Annotated in this window: 13 protein-coding genes; 9 read left to right on the top strand and 4 right to left on the bottom strand. The window is 60.7% G+C overall.

Annotation, left to right across the window (positions count from 1 at the left end; genetic code table 11):
• Positions 1 to 12: 12 nt before the first annotated feature.
• The 9 genes from N688_RS05680 to N688_RS05640 all read left to right on the top strand — a co-directional run bounded on the left by N688_RS05680 (position 13) and on the right by N688_RS05640 (position 11,042).
• Positions 13 to 852 (top strand): ATP-binding cassette domain-containing protein, encoded by an 840-nt coding sequence (locus N688_RS05680; RefSeq protein WP_052888369.1) that lies wholly within the window; start codon positions 13 to 15, stop codon positions 850 to 852.
• Complete coding sequence (locus tag N688_RS05675; RefSeq protein ID WP_052888368.1) at positions 837 to 1,721, top strand: ATP-binding cassette domain-containing protein; 885 nt, start codon at positions 837 to 839, stop codon at positions 1,719 to 1,721. Before N688_RS05680 ends, N688_RS05675 begins: the two co-directional genes overlap by 16 nt.
• 23 nt (positions 1,722 to 1,744) lie before the next feature.
• Positions 1,745 to 2,584 carry an energy-coupling factor transporter transmembrane component T family protein gene (locus N688_RS05670; RefSeq protein ID WP_052888367.1) on the top strand — a complete coding sequence of 280 codons (840 nt, stop codon included), beginning with the start codon at positions 1,745 to 1,747 and terminating at the stop codon, positions 2,582 to 2,584.
• 422 nt (positions 2,585 to 3,006) lie between these two features.
• A complete protein-coding gene (locus tag N688_RS05665) occupies positions 3,007 to 4,452 on the top strand; it encodes an NAD(P)/FAD-dependent oxidoreductase (protein ID WP_081839162.1) in 1,446 nt (481 codons plus the stop codon).
• Between the two features lie 72 nt (positions 4,453 to 4,524).
• Complete coding sequence (locus tag N688_RS05660) at positions 4,525 to 5,454, top strand: NAD(P)/FAD-dependent oxidoreductase (protein ID WP_052888366.1); 930 nt, start codon at positions 4,525 to 4,527, stop codon at positions 5,452 to 5,454.
• Complete coding sequence (locus tag N688_RS05655) at positions 5,451 to 5,918, top strand: SRPBCC family protein (RefSeq protein ID WP_052888365.1); 468 nt, start codon at positions 5,451 to 5,453, stop codon at positions 5,916 to 5,918. Before N688_RS05660 ends, N688_RS05655 begins: the two co-directional genes overlap by 4 nt.
• Before the next feature lie 270 nt (positions 5,919 to 6,188).
• Positions 6,189 to 7,736, top strand: coding sequence for an amino acid permease (locus tag N688_RS05650; RefSeq protein ID WP_052888364.1), 1,548 nt, complete (start codon positions 6,189 to 6,191; stop codon positions 7,734 to 7,736).
• A gap of 184 nt (positions 7,737 to 7,920) precedes the next feature.
• Positions 7,921 to 9,399 (top strand): glycerol kinase GlpK, encoded by a 1,479-nt coding sequence (gene glpK, locus N688_RS05645; RefSeq protein ID WP_052891386.1) that lies wholly within the window; start codon positions 7,921 to 7,923, stop codon positions 9,397 to 9,399.
• Positions 9,400 to 9,782: 383 nt separating this feature from the next.
• Complete coding sequence (locus N688_RS05640) at positions 9,783 to 11,042, top strand: ROK family protein (RefSeq protein ID WP_052888363.1); 1,260 nt, start codon at positions 9,783 to 9,785, stop codon at positions 11,040 to 11,042.
• 2 nt (positions 11,043 to 11,044) lie between these two features.
• Here the strand turns inward: N688_RS05640 and eccCa are convergent, their stop codons facing one another.
• The 4 genes from eccCa to N688_RS05620 form a co-directional block, all read right to left on the bottom strand.
• Positions 11,045 to 15,163 carry a type VII secretion protein EccCa gene (gene eccCa / locus N688_RS05635; RefSeq protein WP_052888362.1) on the bottom strand — a complete coding sequence of 1,373 codons (4,119 nt, stop codon included), beginning with the start codon at positions 15,161 to 15,163 and terminating at the stop codon, positions 11,045 to 11,047.
• A 23-nt stretch (positions 15,164 to 15,186) separates the two neighbouring features.
• The gene (locus N688_RS05630) at positions 15,187 to 15,591 is read right to left on the bottom strand and encodes an EsaB/YukD family protein (RefSeq protein ID WP_052888361.1); all 405 of its coding nucleotides are present in this window, start codon (positions 15,589 to 15,591) and stop codon (positions 15,187 to 15,189) included.
• A 193-nt stretch (positions 15,592 to 15,784) separates the two neighbouring features.
• Positions 15,785 to 16,093, bottom strand: coding sequence for a WXG100 family type VII secretion target (locus N688_RS05625; protein ID WP_052888360.1), 309 nt, complete (start codon positions 16,091 to 16,093; stop codon positions 15,785 to 15,787).
• A 272-nt stretch (positions 16,094 to 16,365) separates the two neighbouring features.
• Complete coding sequence (locus N688_RS05620; protein WP_052888359.1) at positions 16,366 to 17,298, bottom strand: serine/threonine-protein kinase; 933 nt, start codon at positions 17,296 to 17,298, stop codon at positions 16,366 to 16,368.
• Between the last annotated feature and the right edge of the window lie 9 nt (positions 17,299 to 17,307).

Raw genomic sequence — 17,307 nt, 5'->3', positions numbered from 1 at the left:
GCGCGCTGAGCCATGATCGAAGTCAATAACGTTACGTTCCGCTATAGTGGCGAGGCTGAAGAAGGGATCGCTCCAGCCCTGGAAGAGGTTACGCTACGGATCGGTGAGGGCGAGACTATCGCCCTCATCGGTCACAATGGCTCGGGCAAGAGCACACTGGCCCGACTGCTGGCGGCTATCTTGCTGCCACAGCGGGGGAGCGTGATCGTCGATGGTCTGCGCACGGATGCCGGCGGCGAGAGCCTCTGGCAGATCCGCCAGTCCGTGGGCCTCGTCTTTCAAAACCCCGATGATCAGCTGGTCGCTAATACGGTGATCGATGAGATCGCCTTTGGGCCGGAAAATCTGGGTCTGCCACGCTTCGAAATCGAGGAGCGCGTTGAGGAGATGCTCGATCTGCTGGACCTGCGACCATACGCCAGACACGCGGTGAGCGATCTCTCTCAGGGCCAAAAGCAGCGTCTGGCCGTGGCCGGCGTCCTGGCCATGCGCCCCCGCTACCTCATCCTGGATGAGCCAACGACGATGATTCCCGGACGCACTGCCGAGCAGCTGCTTGAGACGGTACGCCGCCTGGCACGTGAGCGAGGCATTACGGTGCTCCATATTACGCATCATATGTATGAGCTGGTCGATTTTGATCGCGTGATTGTCATGGATCGGGGACACGTCCTGCTGGATGGAACACCGGCCCATGTTCTGCGCCATCGAGAGGAGCTGGAACGCGCTGGCCTGGGCCTGCCACTGATTACCCAGCTCGGTCAACGGTTGCGCGCTAGAGGCTGGTCGCAGCTCCCAGAGGTGATTCTGACTCTGGATGATCTGAAGGCGGCTTTATGCTCTTTGAAGTAAAGGATGTCTTCTATACCCGCATGCGCGGAACTCCCTTTGCGGTCGAGGCCCTCAAGGGCTGTAGCCTGACGATCCCCGAGGGGAAGATCACCGCCATTGTGGGGCCAACGCAGGCCGGCAAGTCAACGCTGTTGCTGACGCTGCTGGGCCTGCTGCGACCGAGCCGCGGCTCGGTGCTCTTTCGCGGTCAGGATATTTACCAGGCCGCTTTCGATCTCGAGGCCCTGCGCTTGCGCGTCGGGATCGTCTTCCAGTCGCCGGAGGCCCAGCTCTTTGAGGAGACGGTGGGCAAGGATGTCTCTTTCGGACCCCGTCGGAAAAGGCTCTCACCAGCGCAGTCACGGCGCCTGGTTCAGGAAGCATTGGAGGCGGTAGGACTTCCCTATGAGGAGTTTCGTACGCGCTATATTGCCTCCCTGAGCGGTGGACAGAAACGCCGGGTGGCGATCGCCGGGGTGCTGGCACTGGAGCCGGAGGCGATTCTCTTTGATGAGCCGATGGCAGGTCTCGATCCCCAAGGCCGGCAGGAACTGCAGGCTTTGCTCCAGCGCTTGAAGGCGCAACGCCAGCTGACAATCGTACTCACCTCCAGCAGCCTGGCCGACGTGGCGGCGCTGGCTGATCAGGTGATCGTCCTCCATGAGGGACGGGTGGCCTTGAGCGGTAGCTCGCGCGAGGTGCTGGCCCACGCCGAGAAGCTGCTGGCCCTCGACATTACTTTGCCCGAGATGACGCAGATCGCTCTGGGCCTGCGCTCTCTCTGGCCCGCTCTCCGTTGCGATGTGCTGACCTTAGCCGAGCTTGAAGAGGAGCTGGCGCGCTTCCTTCCACATGCCGCCAGTCAGAAGCCTCAGCTCTCCTCTTCTTGAGATTTGCCAGTAGGTGGAACATTATGATCGAGATCTCACGCCATATCTCCTTTGGTCAATACGTCGATAACGGCTCCTGGCTGACACGCCTTGATCCCCGGGCCAAGATTCTCTGTTTTGCCTTCACCGTGGCGGCTTTTACCTATATTAGCCAGTTCGCCGCGCTGGCTTTCTGCTTCGTTTTTTGCCTCTTCCTTCAGTGGCTCTCTCGTCTGCCGCTGCGCTACGTGCTGCAGGGTATGCGCATGTTCATTAGCTTTCTGCTGGTACTCTACGCCTTTCAGGTCCTGTTCTATACCTCAAGCACACAGGCAAACAGCATCATCTGGCACTGGGGCGTGTTGACGATCTCTTGGGAGGGCCTCATTCATAGCACACAAGTCGATCTGCGGGTGATCTTCCTGTATTATTTGACCTCGCTCCTGATGCTGACGACTTCGCTGGTCGATCTGGCTGACGGGGCTGAGGCCTTGCTGCGTCCACTCCGCCGCCTCGGGCTGCCGGTTCACGAGCTGGTCATGGTCTTTGTCATTGCTCTGAAGTTCGTGCCGCTTCTCATCACCGAGGTGGAGCGCTTGAGCATCGCCCAGGCAACGCGCGGTGTACGCTTCGGACGGGGTAATCCCTGGCAGCGTATTCGCGCGCTGAGTGGGATCATCGTGCCCCTCTTTATGAGCGGGCTGCAGCGCGTGGAGATGCTGAGCACAGCAATGGAGGCCCGTTGCTATCGCGCCGGCTACCGCGGCTGGCGGCGGAGTAAGCTGCACGCGCTGCAGTGGACTGGCTCCGATAGTCTGGCGCTGGCTTGCTGCCTGCTGCTCTGCGGGCTGTTGGTGGCTCTGAACCTTGTCAGCCCTTTCTAGCTGGCGCCGGCCCACCAGCGTTTTTGCGCTGCCGGCGCCACCAGCCCCAGCACGGACCGAACTTGACAGGCCGCCGCTGATCGATCTCCCCTTCGCCTGAGTCAGCGACCTCTCTCCAATAGGTAGCCTCCTTTCTCAACGTTGCTTTCCTTCCGGTCACTATCTCCTCCCCCGACTTTAGCCACGCTCGTCCTTTGCCTGGCAGCCTTGCGTCAATGATGAGAGAGAAAATGTTGACAAATCATCGCCTAATCCGTAAACTTATATCATAAGTTATCAGATCCACCTGGACAGAAGCGAGGGGGAGGGGAGAGAGAGGGACTGAGGGCCTGCGCTGGTCGTCGTTGCGAGAGCGGGCACTCAGCGAGATCGGGCGAGGCGGAGAGCGCCAGCGAGGAAGGTAATCAGGCAGGTATATGGAGATGACCAGCAGAGATTTTGATGTTGATATTCTTGTGATTGGCGGGGGTGTTGTTGGTTGCGCGATTCTGCGCGAGCTTGCGCGTTACGATGCCAGTATTGCTTTGCTGGAGCAGTATCCCGATGTCTGTGAGGGAACCAGCAAGGCCAACAGTGCTATCGTTCACACTGGCTTCGATGCTCGGCCCGGCACCCTGGAGGCGCGTTTGCTGGCCGAAGCGCGCCAGCTGTGGCCGGAGGTCATCGCGCGCCTGCACATTCCCTATCTGCAGACGGGGGCCCTGATGGTGGCCCTCAACGAGCAGGAACAGGCTACCATTGCCAGGGAGATTGTGCCGACAGCCACAGCCAACGGGGTCACGCTGCAGCCATTGAGTCGGGCAGAGATTTTGGAGGCTGCCCCTTACGTGAACGAGCAGATCGTCGGCGGCGTCCTGGTCGAAGGCGAAGGAGTGATCGATCCTTTTTGGACGACGCGCGCCTATTGCGAGCATGCCCTCCTCAATGGGGCCCGCCTCTTCCTGGACGAGCGCGTGAACGCCGTTGAGGTGGAACCAGAACGGCTTCGGGTCCATACGGCCAGCGGCAAGACCTTCTCAGCGGCCCTCGTCGTCAATGCCGCTGGATTGTGGGCTGATGAGCTTGCACGCCTGGCGGGTGATCATTCTTTCAGCCTCACCCCGCGCAAGGGTGAGTTCCTGATCACCGAGGAGGACCACGGCGTAGCTCAGATCATTCTGCCGGTCCCAAGCCAGGTCTCCAAGGGTATTTTAGTGACGCCGATTGTCTTTGGTGGCGTGCTGCTCGGGCCAACGGCGGAGGATGTCAGCGATAAGAGGGACCTGGCAACAACCACAGCGGGACAGCAGCGTATTCGCCAAGGAGTGGGAAGGCTGGTGCCGGCAATGGCCACGGCCTCTACTGTGCGCCAGTTCGCTGGCTTACGCGCCGTGAGTAGCACCGGCGACTATATCATTCGCCCGTCAACCGTCAGCAAGCGTCTGCTTCATGTTGCAGGCATTCGCTCTACTGGCCTGTCGGCTTCACCGGCCATCGGGCGCTACGTTGGCACGCTAGTCGGGGAGACGTTAGGGCTGCGCCTGCGTACAAGCTACCGCGAAGGGCTGCCGGAGCCGTTGAGCGAAGCCGCTCATGAAGATGGCGAGGTGATCTGTCTCTGTCGTTCGATTACCCGCGGTGAGGTCCTGGCCGCTCTGCGTTCACCTCTCCCGCCGCAGACTCTGGATGGCCTGAAGCGACGGACGGGCGCGATGTTGGGCGAGTGTCAGGGCAATCTCTGTCTCCCTCGTCTGATCGAATTGTTCCAGCAGGAGCAGGGACGCGATCCTTTGTCTCTGGAAAAGCATGCCCCCGGCTCGCGCTTGCTGGTCGAGCGCCCGACGCGCCTCGGGGGCGTTCCCGCCCGCAGCGGCGAGCGGCCCAAGTGAGGACAATGGGCAGGTGCTGAGAGATGGTTGCGGTTGGAACAGGAACAAAGGATGTAGATGAGGAAGGAGCAGATGTCAGTACATACCTTGGAGGACATGCCTCTGATGGAAGACCTGCATGAGGGAGAGGTTTATGATCTGGCCATTGTCGGAGCTGGCCTGAGCGCCTTGAGCCTGCTGCACAGTGGGGCCGCGGCACTCGGGCGCACGGTGGTGCTCGATTATCAGGAGCAGGTGGGCGGTCTGCTGCGCTACCTGTTGCCAGCCGACGGCTTTGAAGCAGAGTGGGAGCTGCTCCGGGATTTTCAGCTTCCTGCGGGGGTGAGGCTGCTCCTGCAAACGACGGCAGTGGGGCTGTTACCTGCCAGCGCTGCCGAGCCGACCCATACGCTGGTCGTCCGGCGGCGCCAGGGTACGGCGCAGCTGCGTGCTCGCCAGGTAGTGATTGCCTGTGGCGGCGTGGAGTGTCCCCGCGAGCATGATGCCATTCCGGGGACGCGCCCGGCGGGAGTCATGACCCCCGTACTGGCTCTGCAGCTGCTGGCCCGTGGTTACCTGCCGGGGCGGCGCGCCCTGGTCTACGGCGATTCGCGCTACGCCCTGGCCACGGCCAGGCGGCTGGAGGAGGCTGGCCTGGAGGTGATCACAGCAGCCCCCACCAGCGGCAATGGTCGCTCTGTCAGGCTCTGCGGAACGATACAGGAGATCTGCGGCTTCCCTCGCCTCAGCGCTGTGCGCTTGCGCTCTCATGATCAGCAGTCGGTGGAGGTCGAGGCCGATACCTTGATCTACGCTACCGGCCTGCTAGCTGGCACGCACTGGCTGAAAGGCAGTGGTGTCTCACTCACCGCCACAGGGACGATCGCCGTAGATGCCCATTATCGCACCACGATCCCGGGCATCTACGCCATCGGCGCCGTAATCAGACCTCAGTTAGATCATGAGTCTTCCTTGCGCATGGGGAAAGAGGTGGCAGCCTTGCTGCCAGGAGGTGTATTATGAAGCTCAACGGAGCGGTCAGTGTCAGCGCACCTCGGGAAGAGGTCTGGCAGATCTTTATGGACCCGGCTCAGCTTTGTCGAGTCGTCCCAGGCTGTGAGCAGGCGCAGCGTTTGGACGATACCCACTACGAGGCACAGCTGGCGGTCAAGATCCAATTCATGACCATCCGTGCCCGCGCCCACGGTGCTTTGCTGGAGGCGCATGAGCCTGATCATCTGGTCGCAGAGATGGTCGGCGAGCCGCTGGCAATGGCCGGGGCTTTCCGCGCCCACCTGGTGGTTGACCTGGTCCCCATCGCGGGAGGAACGGAGGTACGTTACACGATCGAGCTTTCGATGCTGGGGCGCCTGGCCAGCCTGGGCGAGGCCATCATCCGGGCAACAGCGAATCGGCTGGCGTCACAGTTCGCCGCCAATGTTGCTCAGCTCTTCTCTGCCCAGGCCCAGGAACCTGGTCAACGCTAGAGTTGGCCATTGCTCGCCTGATCTGCCCAGCGCCGGAACGGGCAGGCTCAGGTTCGCTACTCCTTCATTCCCCACCGGGATGAAGCTATCACATGGTCTGCTGCGCAGGGGAGCGCGCCATGAGGTCTCAAGCTGAGGGCTGCCTCAGCCCGGCTAGCAAGCAAGCTAGCGTAGCGCCCACCGGGCTGGGGCCAGTTGTGGCTGACCCTCAGCCAGCAGTTCCTCAAGGATGCGCAATCGTTTGCCCTGCAGAAGAAAGGAGCACCTTCTATGTCGCTCAGCGAGCAACCACAGCTGGTCTCAGAAGAGCAGCTTGTCGAACAGTTTGGCTACCGGCAGGAGTTCCGTCGCGAATTGAAGCGCTTCGCTTCCTTCGCCGTGGGTTTCTCCTTTATCTCGATCACGACAGGTATCTTCACCACCTACGGCTCAGTGCTGAACTGGGGCGGGCCTCTTGGCATCTGGACCTGGCCACTGGTTATCATTGGTCAGCTTCTGGTGGCGCTCGTCTTTGGGGCCCTGGCCTCGCGCATTCCGCTGGCCGGCTACTCGTATCAGTGGGCCTCGCGGCTGATCAACCCGAAGATTGGCTGGCTCACAGGCTGGATCTCCTTCACCTTCCTGGTGGTCGATGTTGTGGCGGTCGACTACGCGGTGGCGCAGACAGTTCTGCCGACGCTCTTTGGCTATACAGAGACGCCTGTCAATGCCTGGATCGCCACCGCGGCGGTGATCCTCATCCAGACACTGCTCGTGCTCTTTTCTACTGTCTGGGCGACGCGCATCAACAACACCGCCGTCGGAACGGAGGTGGTCGGCATCGTGGGCCTGACTTTGCTCCTGCTGATCGTCGGCGGTGTCCGTGGCCTGTTGCACCCTGACCATCTCTTCAGCACAGGCAGCGTGTCAACCGCCGACTACTTCAGCCTCGGCGGCCTCTTCTCCAGCGGCCCCTTCATGCTCTCCTTCCTGCTGGGCGCCTTCACGATCGTTGGCTTCGAGGCCGCAGCTAACCTGGCCGAAGAGACGCACGAGGCACACCGCACAGTGCCGTTTGCCATGTGGTCTTCGGTCTTGCTGAGCGGCGTCGTTGGCTTCGCCTTCCTGATCGCCCTCAATCTGGCTTCGGACAATTTGCAGGCTCTGGCAGGCTCTGCGACGCCGGTGGCCGATATCATTACTCATGTCCTCGGGCCGATCGTTGGCGATATTTTCCTGGTGCTGGTGACCTTCTCGATCTTTGCCTGCGGCCTGGTGATCTTTATCACCCTGACACGCCTGATCTGGGCTATGTCGCGCGATGAGCGCTTTCCTGCTTCGCACTGGCTGCGCCAGGTCAATCCCAATACGGGCACACCTGTTCAGTCAACGGTGCTTTCCTTTGTCCTGTGTGAGCTGGTCCTGGCCCTCTTCGCTGGCATTGGCCTGGCGCTGAACCAGACAACAACCCTCAGCAATCTCTTCTCAGCGGCCACGCTCCTGCCTGCGATTATCTACTTGTTGACGGTGATCTACTATGTGGCCGCTCGGCGACGCTTGCCCTCCATCCCTGGCGGCTTCAATCTGGGTATCTTCGAGTGGCCGGTGATTATCCTGGCCCTCATCTGGCTCGTCTTCGAACTGCTGATCTTCCGCGATGGGCAGTTCGCTGTTCCCTGGCTCTATACCCTGGGGATGTTCGCCCTCGGCCTGATCTACTTCGTCTGGCTGCTCATCGCTCGACCGGAAGTCTTGAAGACGGTGCCGATCGAGGAAACCGTTCGCGCCCTGGGCAACTCCTCACCTTCCGCCGAGATCTCAGGCTCGTCAACGACGTAGCAGAGGAGCGTACTCTAGCCGACCGACCCAACCTGCTACCCTGGTCTTGCTCGTGCGTCTGCTCCTTGCTCCCTGCCCGTGAGCCAGGGACCAATAGGGCACGAGCAAGACCAGAGGCGATGAGATACCGTCGGTCATGCTGCGTTGGGAAGGGCATCAGTACAGGAGGAGGAGAGCAAGGATGATGGCTCCCGCAATACTCGCTATCGATCAGGGGACCACCCGTACCAAAGCGCTTATCTTTGATGCTGAGGCTCGTTGTCTGGCCCAGGCAGCGAGCGAGGTGCCGCTGACTTATCCGCAACCGGGCTGGGTGGAACAGAATCCCGCCGACTTGCTGGAGAGCGTGATCGCTAATGCCCGCGCTGCCCTACAGGCCGCCGGCGAGGTCTCCTTGCTGGCCTGCGGCCTGGCGAATCAGGGCGAGACGGTAGTGGTCTGGCACCGGCGCAGCGGGCAACCGCTCTACAATGCGATTAGCTGGCAGGATCGTCGCACCGATTTGCTGTGCGAGCAGCTGCGCTGCGAGGGGGCTGAACGCTTGATCCGCGAGCGCACTGGGCTGCCGCTCGATCCTTATTTTTCGGCGACGAAGATCCGCTGGATTCTGGATAATGTGCCTGGGGCCCGCGAGCTGGCCGCCCGCGGCGAGCTACTGGCGGGTACCACCGATGCCTGGCTGATGTGGTGCCTGCTGGGCGAGCATCGCACCGATGAGACAACGGCCTCGCGGACGATGCTCTACAATCCTCGCTTGCGCGATTGGGACGAGGAGATCCTGGCCCTCCTGGAGATCCCTCGCTCAATTTTGCCAGAAATTCAACCGTCTTGTTCGCTCTTCGGGACAATCTCGGCGGAGCACTTCGGTCACCCCTTGCCGCTGACTGCTTCGCTGGTGGACCAACAGGCGGCCCTCTTTGGTCAGGCGTGCTACGCCCCCAACGATGTGAAGGTGACCTACGGGACCGGCGCCTTTATCTTGCTCAATGCCGGCCAAACGCTGCCAACTTCAGGCCACGGTTTGCTTCCGACGGTCGCCTGGTCACGTGATGAGGAGATCGTCTATGCCCTCGACGGCGGCATCTATGTGGCCGGGGCCGCCATCCAGTGGCTGCGCGATATTGGCCTGGTCCATAGCCCCGAGGAGACGCTGGAACTGGCCCTCTCGGTCCCCGATAGCGGCGGCGTCTTCTTTGTGCCGGCTCTGGCCGGCCTGGCAGCCCCCTATTGGGATAGCTACGCCCGCGGCACGATCATCGGCCTGACCCGCGGTACAACACGCGCTCACCTGGTGCGGGCTACCCTGGAGGGGATTGCTTTCAGTACGCGCGATGTGCTGCAGGCAATGGTCCAGGATACGGGACGCCCAATCGGGAGCTTGAAGGTTGACGGGGGCGCCTCGGCAAATAGTTTCCTGATGCAGGCCTTGGCCGATATTACCGGGGTCGAGGTGCACATCGCTGCCGTCCAGGAAACGACAGCACTGGGCGCCGCTTTTTTAGCAGGGATCGGGGCCGGCCTCTGGCGCGATGAGACGGAAACGGCCCACCTCTGGCGCGAGGCAAAGGTCTATCGCCCGCGTGGCAATGGTTCGATCGAGGCACTCTATCGGCGCTGGTTTAATGCAGTGGAGCGCGCACGTGGCTGGGCCGCTATTGCCTGAGCTCGCTTGTGCATCGCCCGCAGCCCGCGCTTTCCTTTGTCCGTTCACCGCTACCCAGTCTGCCATCGGGAGCAGGAAGCCACCTCGCCGGATCAGCGAGGTGGCTCCTTTGCTTGCCCTCCCACCCAGGCTAGTGGCCTCGCCCAGATCCGGCCCTTCCCTGCGCTCAATCCGATTGCCGCTCGCGGCCCGCGCTGGCAGCGCCAAGGCTCCTCGGGAGACGAACAGATGCTCTTGACAAATGTTCTCAACAGTGAGTATACTTTGAATTGCATAAACTGTCGTTATTGTTTCTGCATATGTTGCCCGGGTCTACCACATGTAGAACATTTGTTCCACTAGAGTACAGCCACCCGGGCAGAAGCCGCTAGCAGGATCGCGATATGGTGCAAGAGCTGAGCGCGGCGGTCGGGGTGGAGATTGGAAGCAGTCGGGCAACGATTGCAATTATTTCTGCCGACGGTCAGGTTTGGGAGCGCTTCGAAGCCAGAACGCTGCGCGGGCGTCCAGCCCGGGCCACGTTGGAGCCATATCTACGAGCGATAGATGCCGCTTTGCAGCGAGCCGCGGGAGCGGGCTATGTCTTGCGTGGCATTGGCCTGGCTTTGCCGGGAAAACTTGACCAGACATACCGCCGTCCTTTTCTCATTCCTCTCCTGCCTTCACTCAACCACTTCCCCCTAAGCGATTTGCTGGAAACGCGCTATCACCTGCCCGTGCGCCTGCACAGCGACGTGGACGCGGCGGCGCTGGGCGAATATGCCTTTGGCGCCGCCAGGAGCAGGCGCCGTGCTTTGCTGCTCACCGTTCAAGCGGTGGTGGGAGCGGCCCTGATCAGCGATGGGCAACCGGAGCCGACGGCCCGCGACTGCACTGGCCACGTCTGTCATCTGCCTGTCGCCAATAATGGCCCACGTTGTAGCTGTGGGCGTCGCGGCTGCATCAGTACTCTGGTCTCGCTAGAGGCGCTCCAGCGCCTGATTCAGCGGGCTGCTCGTAAGGGCGAGCCGAGCGGCCTGATTCAGCGCCTCAGCAATCGTGAGCAATTCAGCGCCCAATTGTTGGCCGAAGAAGCGACCCGAGGCGATGGGCTGGCGCGCGCGCTCTATCAGGAGGTAGGGCACTGGCTTGGGGTTGCTGTGGCCCATTATGTGCGCCACTTCGCTCCCGAGGTGGTAGTAGTGGGCAATGGCCTACTCAATGCCGACGAGCTACTGCTCAGCCACCTGCGCCACTCGCTGCTTTCACAATTTGGGGGACAGCTGACGGCGGATGAGAGCCAGTGTGTACAGGCCCTGAGCATTGTTCCGGCGCACCTGGGAAGGGATGCCGCTCTCATCGGGAGTGCCGTACCGTTTCTGGCTCCGTTACCAGCCAGCCAGGCTGAGGGGGCTTTACCTGCGCCATCCTCTCAGCAGCTCTCTGCGCTGGCCAGTGCAGGTGGAGCGGTGCGTGAAGAGCTGGCCGCTGGCCGGAGGCGGAATGTCCGCCTTTATCGCCATCCCCCGGCCAGCGATGATCTCAGTCGCTCGCTTGCCGAGCGTCCGCTTTCACCAGGACCTCACCCGCCCGACGACATTGGCCCCGCCGCGCCTTCCCATCTCCGGCTGAATCCTCGCCGCCTGCGCGGTCGCGATCGTTAAGGCTAGCCCGCGGGCTGAGATTCCTCCCACTGCGGTGGCGCAAAGGCAAGCTGCACCAACATCGGTGGATGCTTCGGCTGCACCAGGTAGGCCCGCCCAGGGGGCAAAGGCATCGCCGCCTGTCCATGTAAGAGTTTCCCCTCCATCGGGTCACCGCTCATGATGAGTCCCGGCGTTCCCATCTCGCGGAGACGCTGCATGATCGGCTCAAACATGGCTCGCGAGGCTCCTCCCACACGGTGCACCAGCACCAGATGGAAGCCGATATCGCCGCCCACAATCAGATATTCCTGCAGTGGCATCAGCGGGCTGCCACTCATTCCTCCAATCGCCTCATAGTCATCAACGAAGAGAAAGTAGTGCCTGCCATTCCAGCGCTGTGGGCGACGTAGCTCGCTCAAGGGCACCTCCGAGACCTTCTTGAGGCGTCGCTCCAGGTCCACTTTGAGATTGCCTACACAGCTCGTTAAGGTCTGGCTGTTGTAGGCATAGACCAGCAAGGATCGACTGTCGGCAAAGTCCAGCAGCCGCTTGCGAAAGTCAATGATGGCATAGGCGACCTGCTGAGGTGTGTAGCGCTTCTCCAAACCACGTATCCAGCTGCGCAGCAGCGAGGTCTTGCCACACTCACTATCGCCCAGAATCAGGAAGTGAGGGCCACCCCCAATCAGATCGATATAGACCGGCTTCAGACGAAACTCTTCCAGACCGATCGGTACCCCTGGCGGCTCTCCGGGCAATGGCTCTGGCAGGTCTTCCCAGCGCACCAGCGGCGGCAGCATCAAGACCGGCGGGGCCACCAACCCTTTCCAGCCCTGGCGAATGCGCTCGATGAGGCTCAGGAGATACTGCTGAACACGCTGATGGAGATCCTCGATCTCCGCCTGCCTGTGATCTATCACCAGCGGCAAGGAAATCTGAAAGAAGAGTTTCTCGCGGTTGGCGCCACGCCCCGGCACACCAGCAGGAATGGCCGCCGCTAGCGCTCGCCCTAGCTCCGAATCGACAGGGTCGTTGAGGCGCAGCTCTAAGCGCGTGCCGATATTATCGCGCAAACGGGGACGCACCTCGGCCCAGCGACTGGTTGCGATGACCAGATGGACGCCATAGGCCAGGCCGCTAGAGGCAATTTCGACCAGGTCAGGCTCCAGTTGATCGAAGTCTTGATGGAACTGGGCGAAGTTATCGATGATCAGAAAGACATCGCCAAAGGGTACCTCATCCAGCTCGCCACGCTGGCGCATAGCGCGGAAGGTTGTCATGCTGTCAATGCCGCGTTCACGGAATAAGAATTCGCGTTCTTCGATCACTCGCCGCATCTGACGCACCATGCGTCTGATCTTATCGCGCTCGGGCCGGCTGCAGACAGCGCCCACGTGGGGGGCCTGCTCAAAAACGCGCAGTAGGCCCCCTCCCATGTCAATGCAGTAGAACTGGACATCGCGCGGCGTATGGGTCAGCATAAAAGCCGTGATCAGCGTACGTAGAAAGGTGCTCTTGCCGGACTGGGGCGCCCCAACAATGGAAAGATGACCACCAGTGCCGGAGAAATCCAGCCACAGTGGCTCTTGCGCCTGCTCTAGCGGCTTGTCCACCAGGCCAATCGGAACACGTAAATCACCAAAAGGCGGGACCTCGCTCTCGTAACAACCCGCCAACTGCGGCTGTTCTGTGCGAGCCAGCACCGCCTCAAGCGTGAGCACATGGGGCAGTGGAGGTAGCCAGACCTGGTGGATAGCCTGCGTGAAGGTCGATGGCATCGCCTGGGCCAGGCGCTCAATGATGACATCCATTTCTGTATGCAGCTCGGCAGAACCAGCTACGGCCCCAGAGATCGAGGACCCACGCTCATTGCCTCTCACTTGCTGATAGTGCAGAAGCTTTCCATTGGCAGTAAAGACGCGGATTTTGCTTTCAATCGATGTTTGTTCTTTCAAGGCCAAATAGGGGACTGAGATCAGGGCACACTTGAAGAGCGCGTAGGTATCGACATCGACCTTGAAGTAGCCCATGCCCGGAACTGAGGGCAGGTAGTAGGCATCTGCCGTTCCCAGCACTGTCCGGCTCTCCGCTGCGCTGTAGGTACGCAGACAGATGCGATAGCGCAGATGGCTCTCCAATCCCTTGATGCGTCCTTCCTCCAGACGTTGGGTAGCAAAGAGGAGATGGAGGCCCAGGCTGCGACCGACACGTCCCATCGTTACAAAGAGATCCAGAAAATCGCTACGCTGGGCAATCAATTCAGCGAACTCATCGACAATGATCAGCAGATGGGGCATCGGCTCCATCTCGGGATGCATCTTCCACTTGGCGCGATACTGCTTAATATTGTCGAGGTTGCCCGCGTCACGCAGCATGCGCTGGCGTCGCTGCTGCTCGCCGAGCAGAGCCGCATAGACGCGATCGACTAGCGCGAGATCGCTTTGTAGGTTAGTCACCACGCCCACCACGTGGGGAAGGGCCTGGAAATCGTTGAATGAGGCCCCGCCTTTAAAGTCGATCAGCACAAAGTTGAGAGAGCGCGGATCGTGGGTCATAGCCAGAGCGCTGACCAGCGTGCGCAGCAGCTCGCTTTTCCCAGAACCAGTAGCGCCCACAATCAGGCCGTGCGGCCCCATCCCCTTATCGGCGGCCTCTTTCAGGTCGAGGAGGAGGGGATACCCATCGGAGCGGCGTCCAATGGGAACGCGCAAGAAATCGTCGTGCTCCCGTTCGCTCGCTCGCCAGCACTCGCCAGCGTTGAAGCTATCAGCAGAGGGAAGGTCCAAGAGTTCAAGTAAGCGGATATCTTGCGCCAGATCCTGCTGGGTGGCCTCGCTGAGCGTAAGGGGGGCCAGGCTGCGAGCGATGCGTTCACAGAGGGCCAGATCGACATGATCGGGCAGCAAGCCCTCCAGACGGCGGCCTCCATAGGCAATCTCTTCAAAGTGCAGGCCCCCTACCTCCGAGAGAGCCAGCCGCGCTTGAATGGCCGCCGGCTCTTGAGAGCGATTCTCAACTAGACAGAGTACCGTGGCGCCGGCCCGGGGAGCTGCGACAAAAAGCTGCTCCAGCTCGGGAAGCTGGCCGATGGGTCGATGGGGGGAAAAGCCATCAAGGACCACCACCAGGTGGGGGAGAGAGGCCTGGGCGGCACGCTTGCGCTGCAGCTCATCATTGCCGGCTTCCTCGCTTAGACGGGTGCGCCGCTCGACCTCTGGTTTAATCTGCTGCTGCAGAATTCGCTGTAGATCCTCGACGGTCGTCGCCAGCATGCAGAGCTGCTCGGGGGCATAGCGACGCTCGGCTTTGACCTGATGGAGACGCCGCACATGGGGCAGCCATTTCAGCCAACTCCATTCCTCAAGGCGCTCGCCAGGGAAATAGACCACACAGCGCACATCTTCCGGGGCGTGAAAAGCTACCAGCTGGCAGATCATCGCCCGCGCCAAGGCCCGGGCCGCATGTAAGTCCCCACTGATCGCTAGAGTGCCAAAGGAGCGCAGAGGAATGGTGGCCGCCATATCGTTGAGATAGCTATATTCGGCAACCAGCGCCTCAGCCTGGGCTCGCAGCTCTGGTACATACTGCACCATGAAATTGGCATCACTGCTATCTAAGCGCAGAGGGCAGCAGAGGGGACCAGGCCCGAAGCCGATACGGGTCATCATGAAATCAAAGTCGGTGGGGCGCCGCTCCCACAGGTATTGACGGCACTCGACGCGCTCCGCCAGCTCCTCGTAGGAAGGATAGAGCCGTTGCTCGATGAGCCGCTGCTCCTTGGCCAGACTGAGCAGATGCTTGCGCACCCGCTCGAGATAGTCGAGGTAGAGGCTGCGCTGCTGCTGCTGCTGCTTTTTCAGCGTATATCGCTGCACCAAGCCCATGATCAGGCCAGAACAGATCATGAGACCCCCCACCCCCCCACTGAGCACCATCATTAGCGGGTTCGTATGGAAGGTGAACATGAAAAGAACCGACCCCACGCTGCCCAGGACTGGCAACACGTATTGGAGCCAGTTGAGTGGACCGCTCTGGGCTGGCTGCAGCGTTGGCGGGGCACTAATGACAATCTCATCATTTGGGAGCCGCGGCGGGTAGGCACGAGCCGGACGATAAAAGGTAGTAGCCAGCTTCTGCATAACGCCTTCTCATCATGGCCAGCTCAGGATAATGGAAGCTGTTCCCAGGTCACTCCAATACCGCCCGTTCTCTCGCTTGGGGCAACGGAGGAGGGCAAGAATAGCTCCTGTGTGTCAGCGGCAGCAACCTGGTCACTGTTGGAAGGAAGAGCCTGGAGCAGCAGACGCCTGCCATCGTATACCTCGGCCTCGCTTAGCGTCTGCCCTGAAGCCAGCGGATCAGGGGACCCTTCGATGAAGAGCAGCCACTCCTCCTCTGCTCTTGCCTCTCCGTCTCCCTCCCGTGCGCCTCCTGTCAGCCTGCTCGCGGGGGCAGCACAGAGTTCACACAGAAAAGGCAACAGCTCACCGATGGTGTAATCAGTCGGCAGCTCTAGATCGAGAGCACGGTCCGGCCCTACAACGGTTACCAGCGCTCTGTTACGCATGGCTTCTCACTCCCCTTCCCCGGCAATGCCAGTGGGATTGGGCTGTTATGCCCAGGCACTCAGGCACTCTTGTAGGTCGAGGTGTTCAGAGTGCTGGCGGCCCCCGTCGACTGTAGCCAGAAGCCGCCAGAGCATAGGCTGCGAGAGGGGATATCTCTGCTGACTTTGCTGATTCGCTTTCGCTACCCTGCGATTACTCGTAGCCGCTGAACAGGGAGGCCATCGTATGGTCCAGATCCTGCAGAGCTGTCGAGCTGCCCTGCAAACCCCTGGTGAGCTGCTCAAGATCGCGCAGGACCGCGCTCATATGCGTATTCCAGGTACTCATGGCATTCTGATAGGCCGCGCTACCGCGGCCAAACCAGTCAGCCTCCAGATCCGCGACCGCAGCGGTGATGCGCTGGACAGCTGGCTCGAAGTTCGCAAGCTCCGCGAGAAAGCGCTGGGCAGCAGCATCCATCTGATGGGTACGACCGCCGATCAGATCTCCCGATGAGGACATGGTAGGTTCCTCCTCGCTGTGAACGTGACAACCAAACCAAGGAAGGAATGCTTGAGGCCAGCCCGGCAAAGCTCACGCACAAGCTACCTCACTTGCGCTGCCTGTCCGCCCGTTCTCTTTTGCCAGGAGAGAGCGCCTTGCCAGGCCTCTCCGCTTGCAAGTCCTTCTTGCCCTGTAGCGGTTCAAGCATCTCAACACATCAATTTAAGAAGTGCTCGTATAACATGCCTTAGACAGAATGATACCTGTTATCCTCCACAAAAGCAATACGACTACACGAAAACCGAATAGAGTGTCATAGCCCATGTCGCCAGTTCAGGGCATTCTGTCAAGCTTGAGGATGTCCAGGCTTGATCAAAGAGGTAGCGCAAGTCTCGACTGAGAGAGAGCAGTACATCGCGGACCACTCGCCAGAGAGGGGTCTGAATCTGCTGCAATTCCTGTGGAGAAAAAAGCGTTTCCGCGTAGTCAGCGACGTAGGCACGAACGCGCGGTTCCCACCAGGTGAGCATTTCGGTGAGGAGCACAGCGCCCGCGAAGCGATCCCCCTGGGGAGACCATTGGCCCTGACGGGGTAGATTGCGATGCTGGTAGCCCGGTGAGCCCCAGCTGACTTTCTTGGGCTGAGGCAGGCCAGGGGCATAGAGGCCCTCCAGATCTAGCAGCTGGACCCCGCTAAGCTGTGGCGTGAGCAAGATATTGCTCCCTGCGATGTCTCCGTGAGCCAGGCTGTGAATCTCCAGGTTCCAGAGCACCTGAGCTGTGGCCAGCGCTAGCTGGCGCGCCTGTTCAAAGCTGTAATCCACGCTGGCCGCTTGATCCAGCATCAGCCCAGCCCAGGTGCGTGCATCAATCCAAGGCATCAGCACGGCGTACTCTAACTCGGGAAACGCTTCGACCGCTTCTGGATAGTGAGCTTGCGTGAGATAGATGCGGTAGCCCAGATAGAGGCCTGGCAGATGGGCATGGCGCTGAAGCACTTCCGTTACACGCTTCAGGTGTGGCCCACGATAGGAGGCCTTGAAGACCTTGAGGGCCCAGCGTTCCTGCGTATCCAGGTTGCGCAGCTGATAGACGAGCGCTTCCCCTCCCTCGAGTACAAATACGGCTTCTTTGTCAGCTGGCAGCAGGGGATGGGGCAGAAATTCAAAATAGGATGAGCCAATCCGTAAGAACATGCCAGGAAACGGTTGGAAGCGGGTCACCGCTCAACC

Source organism: Thermogemmatispora carboxidivorans (assembly GCF_000702505.1).
In the GTDB taxonomy this organism is placed as follows: Bacteria; Chloroflexota; Ktedonobacteria; order Ktedonobacterales; family Ktedonobacteraceae; genus Thermogemmatispora; species Thermogemmatispora carboxidivorans.
Note: the sequence above shows the minus strand (reverse complement) of the source record. Positions and strands in the feature narration are given on the sequence as shown.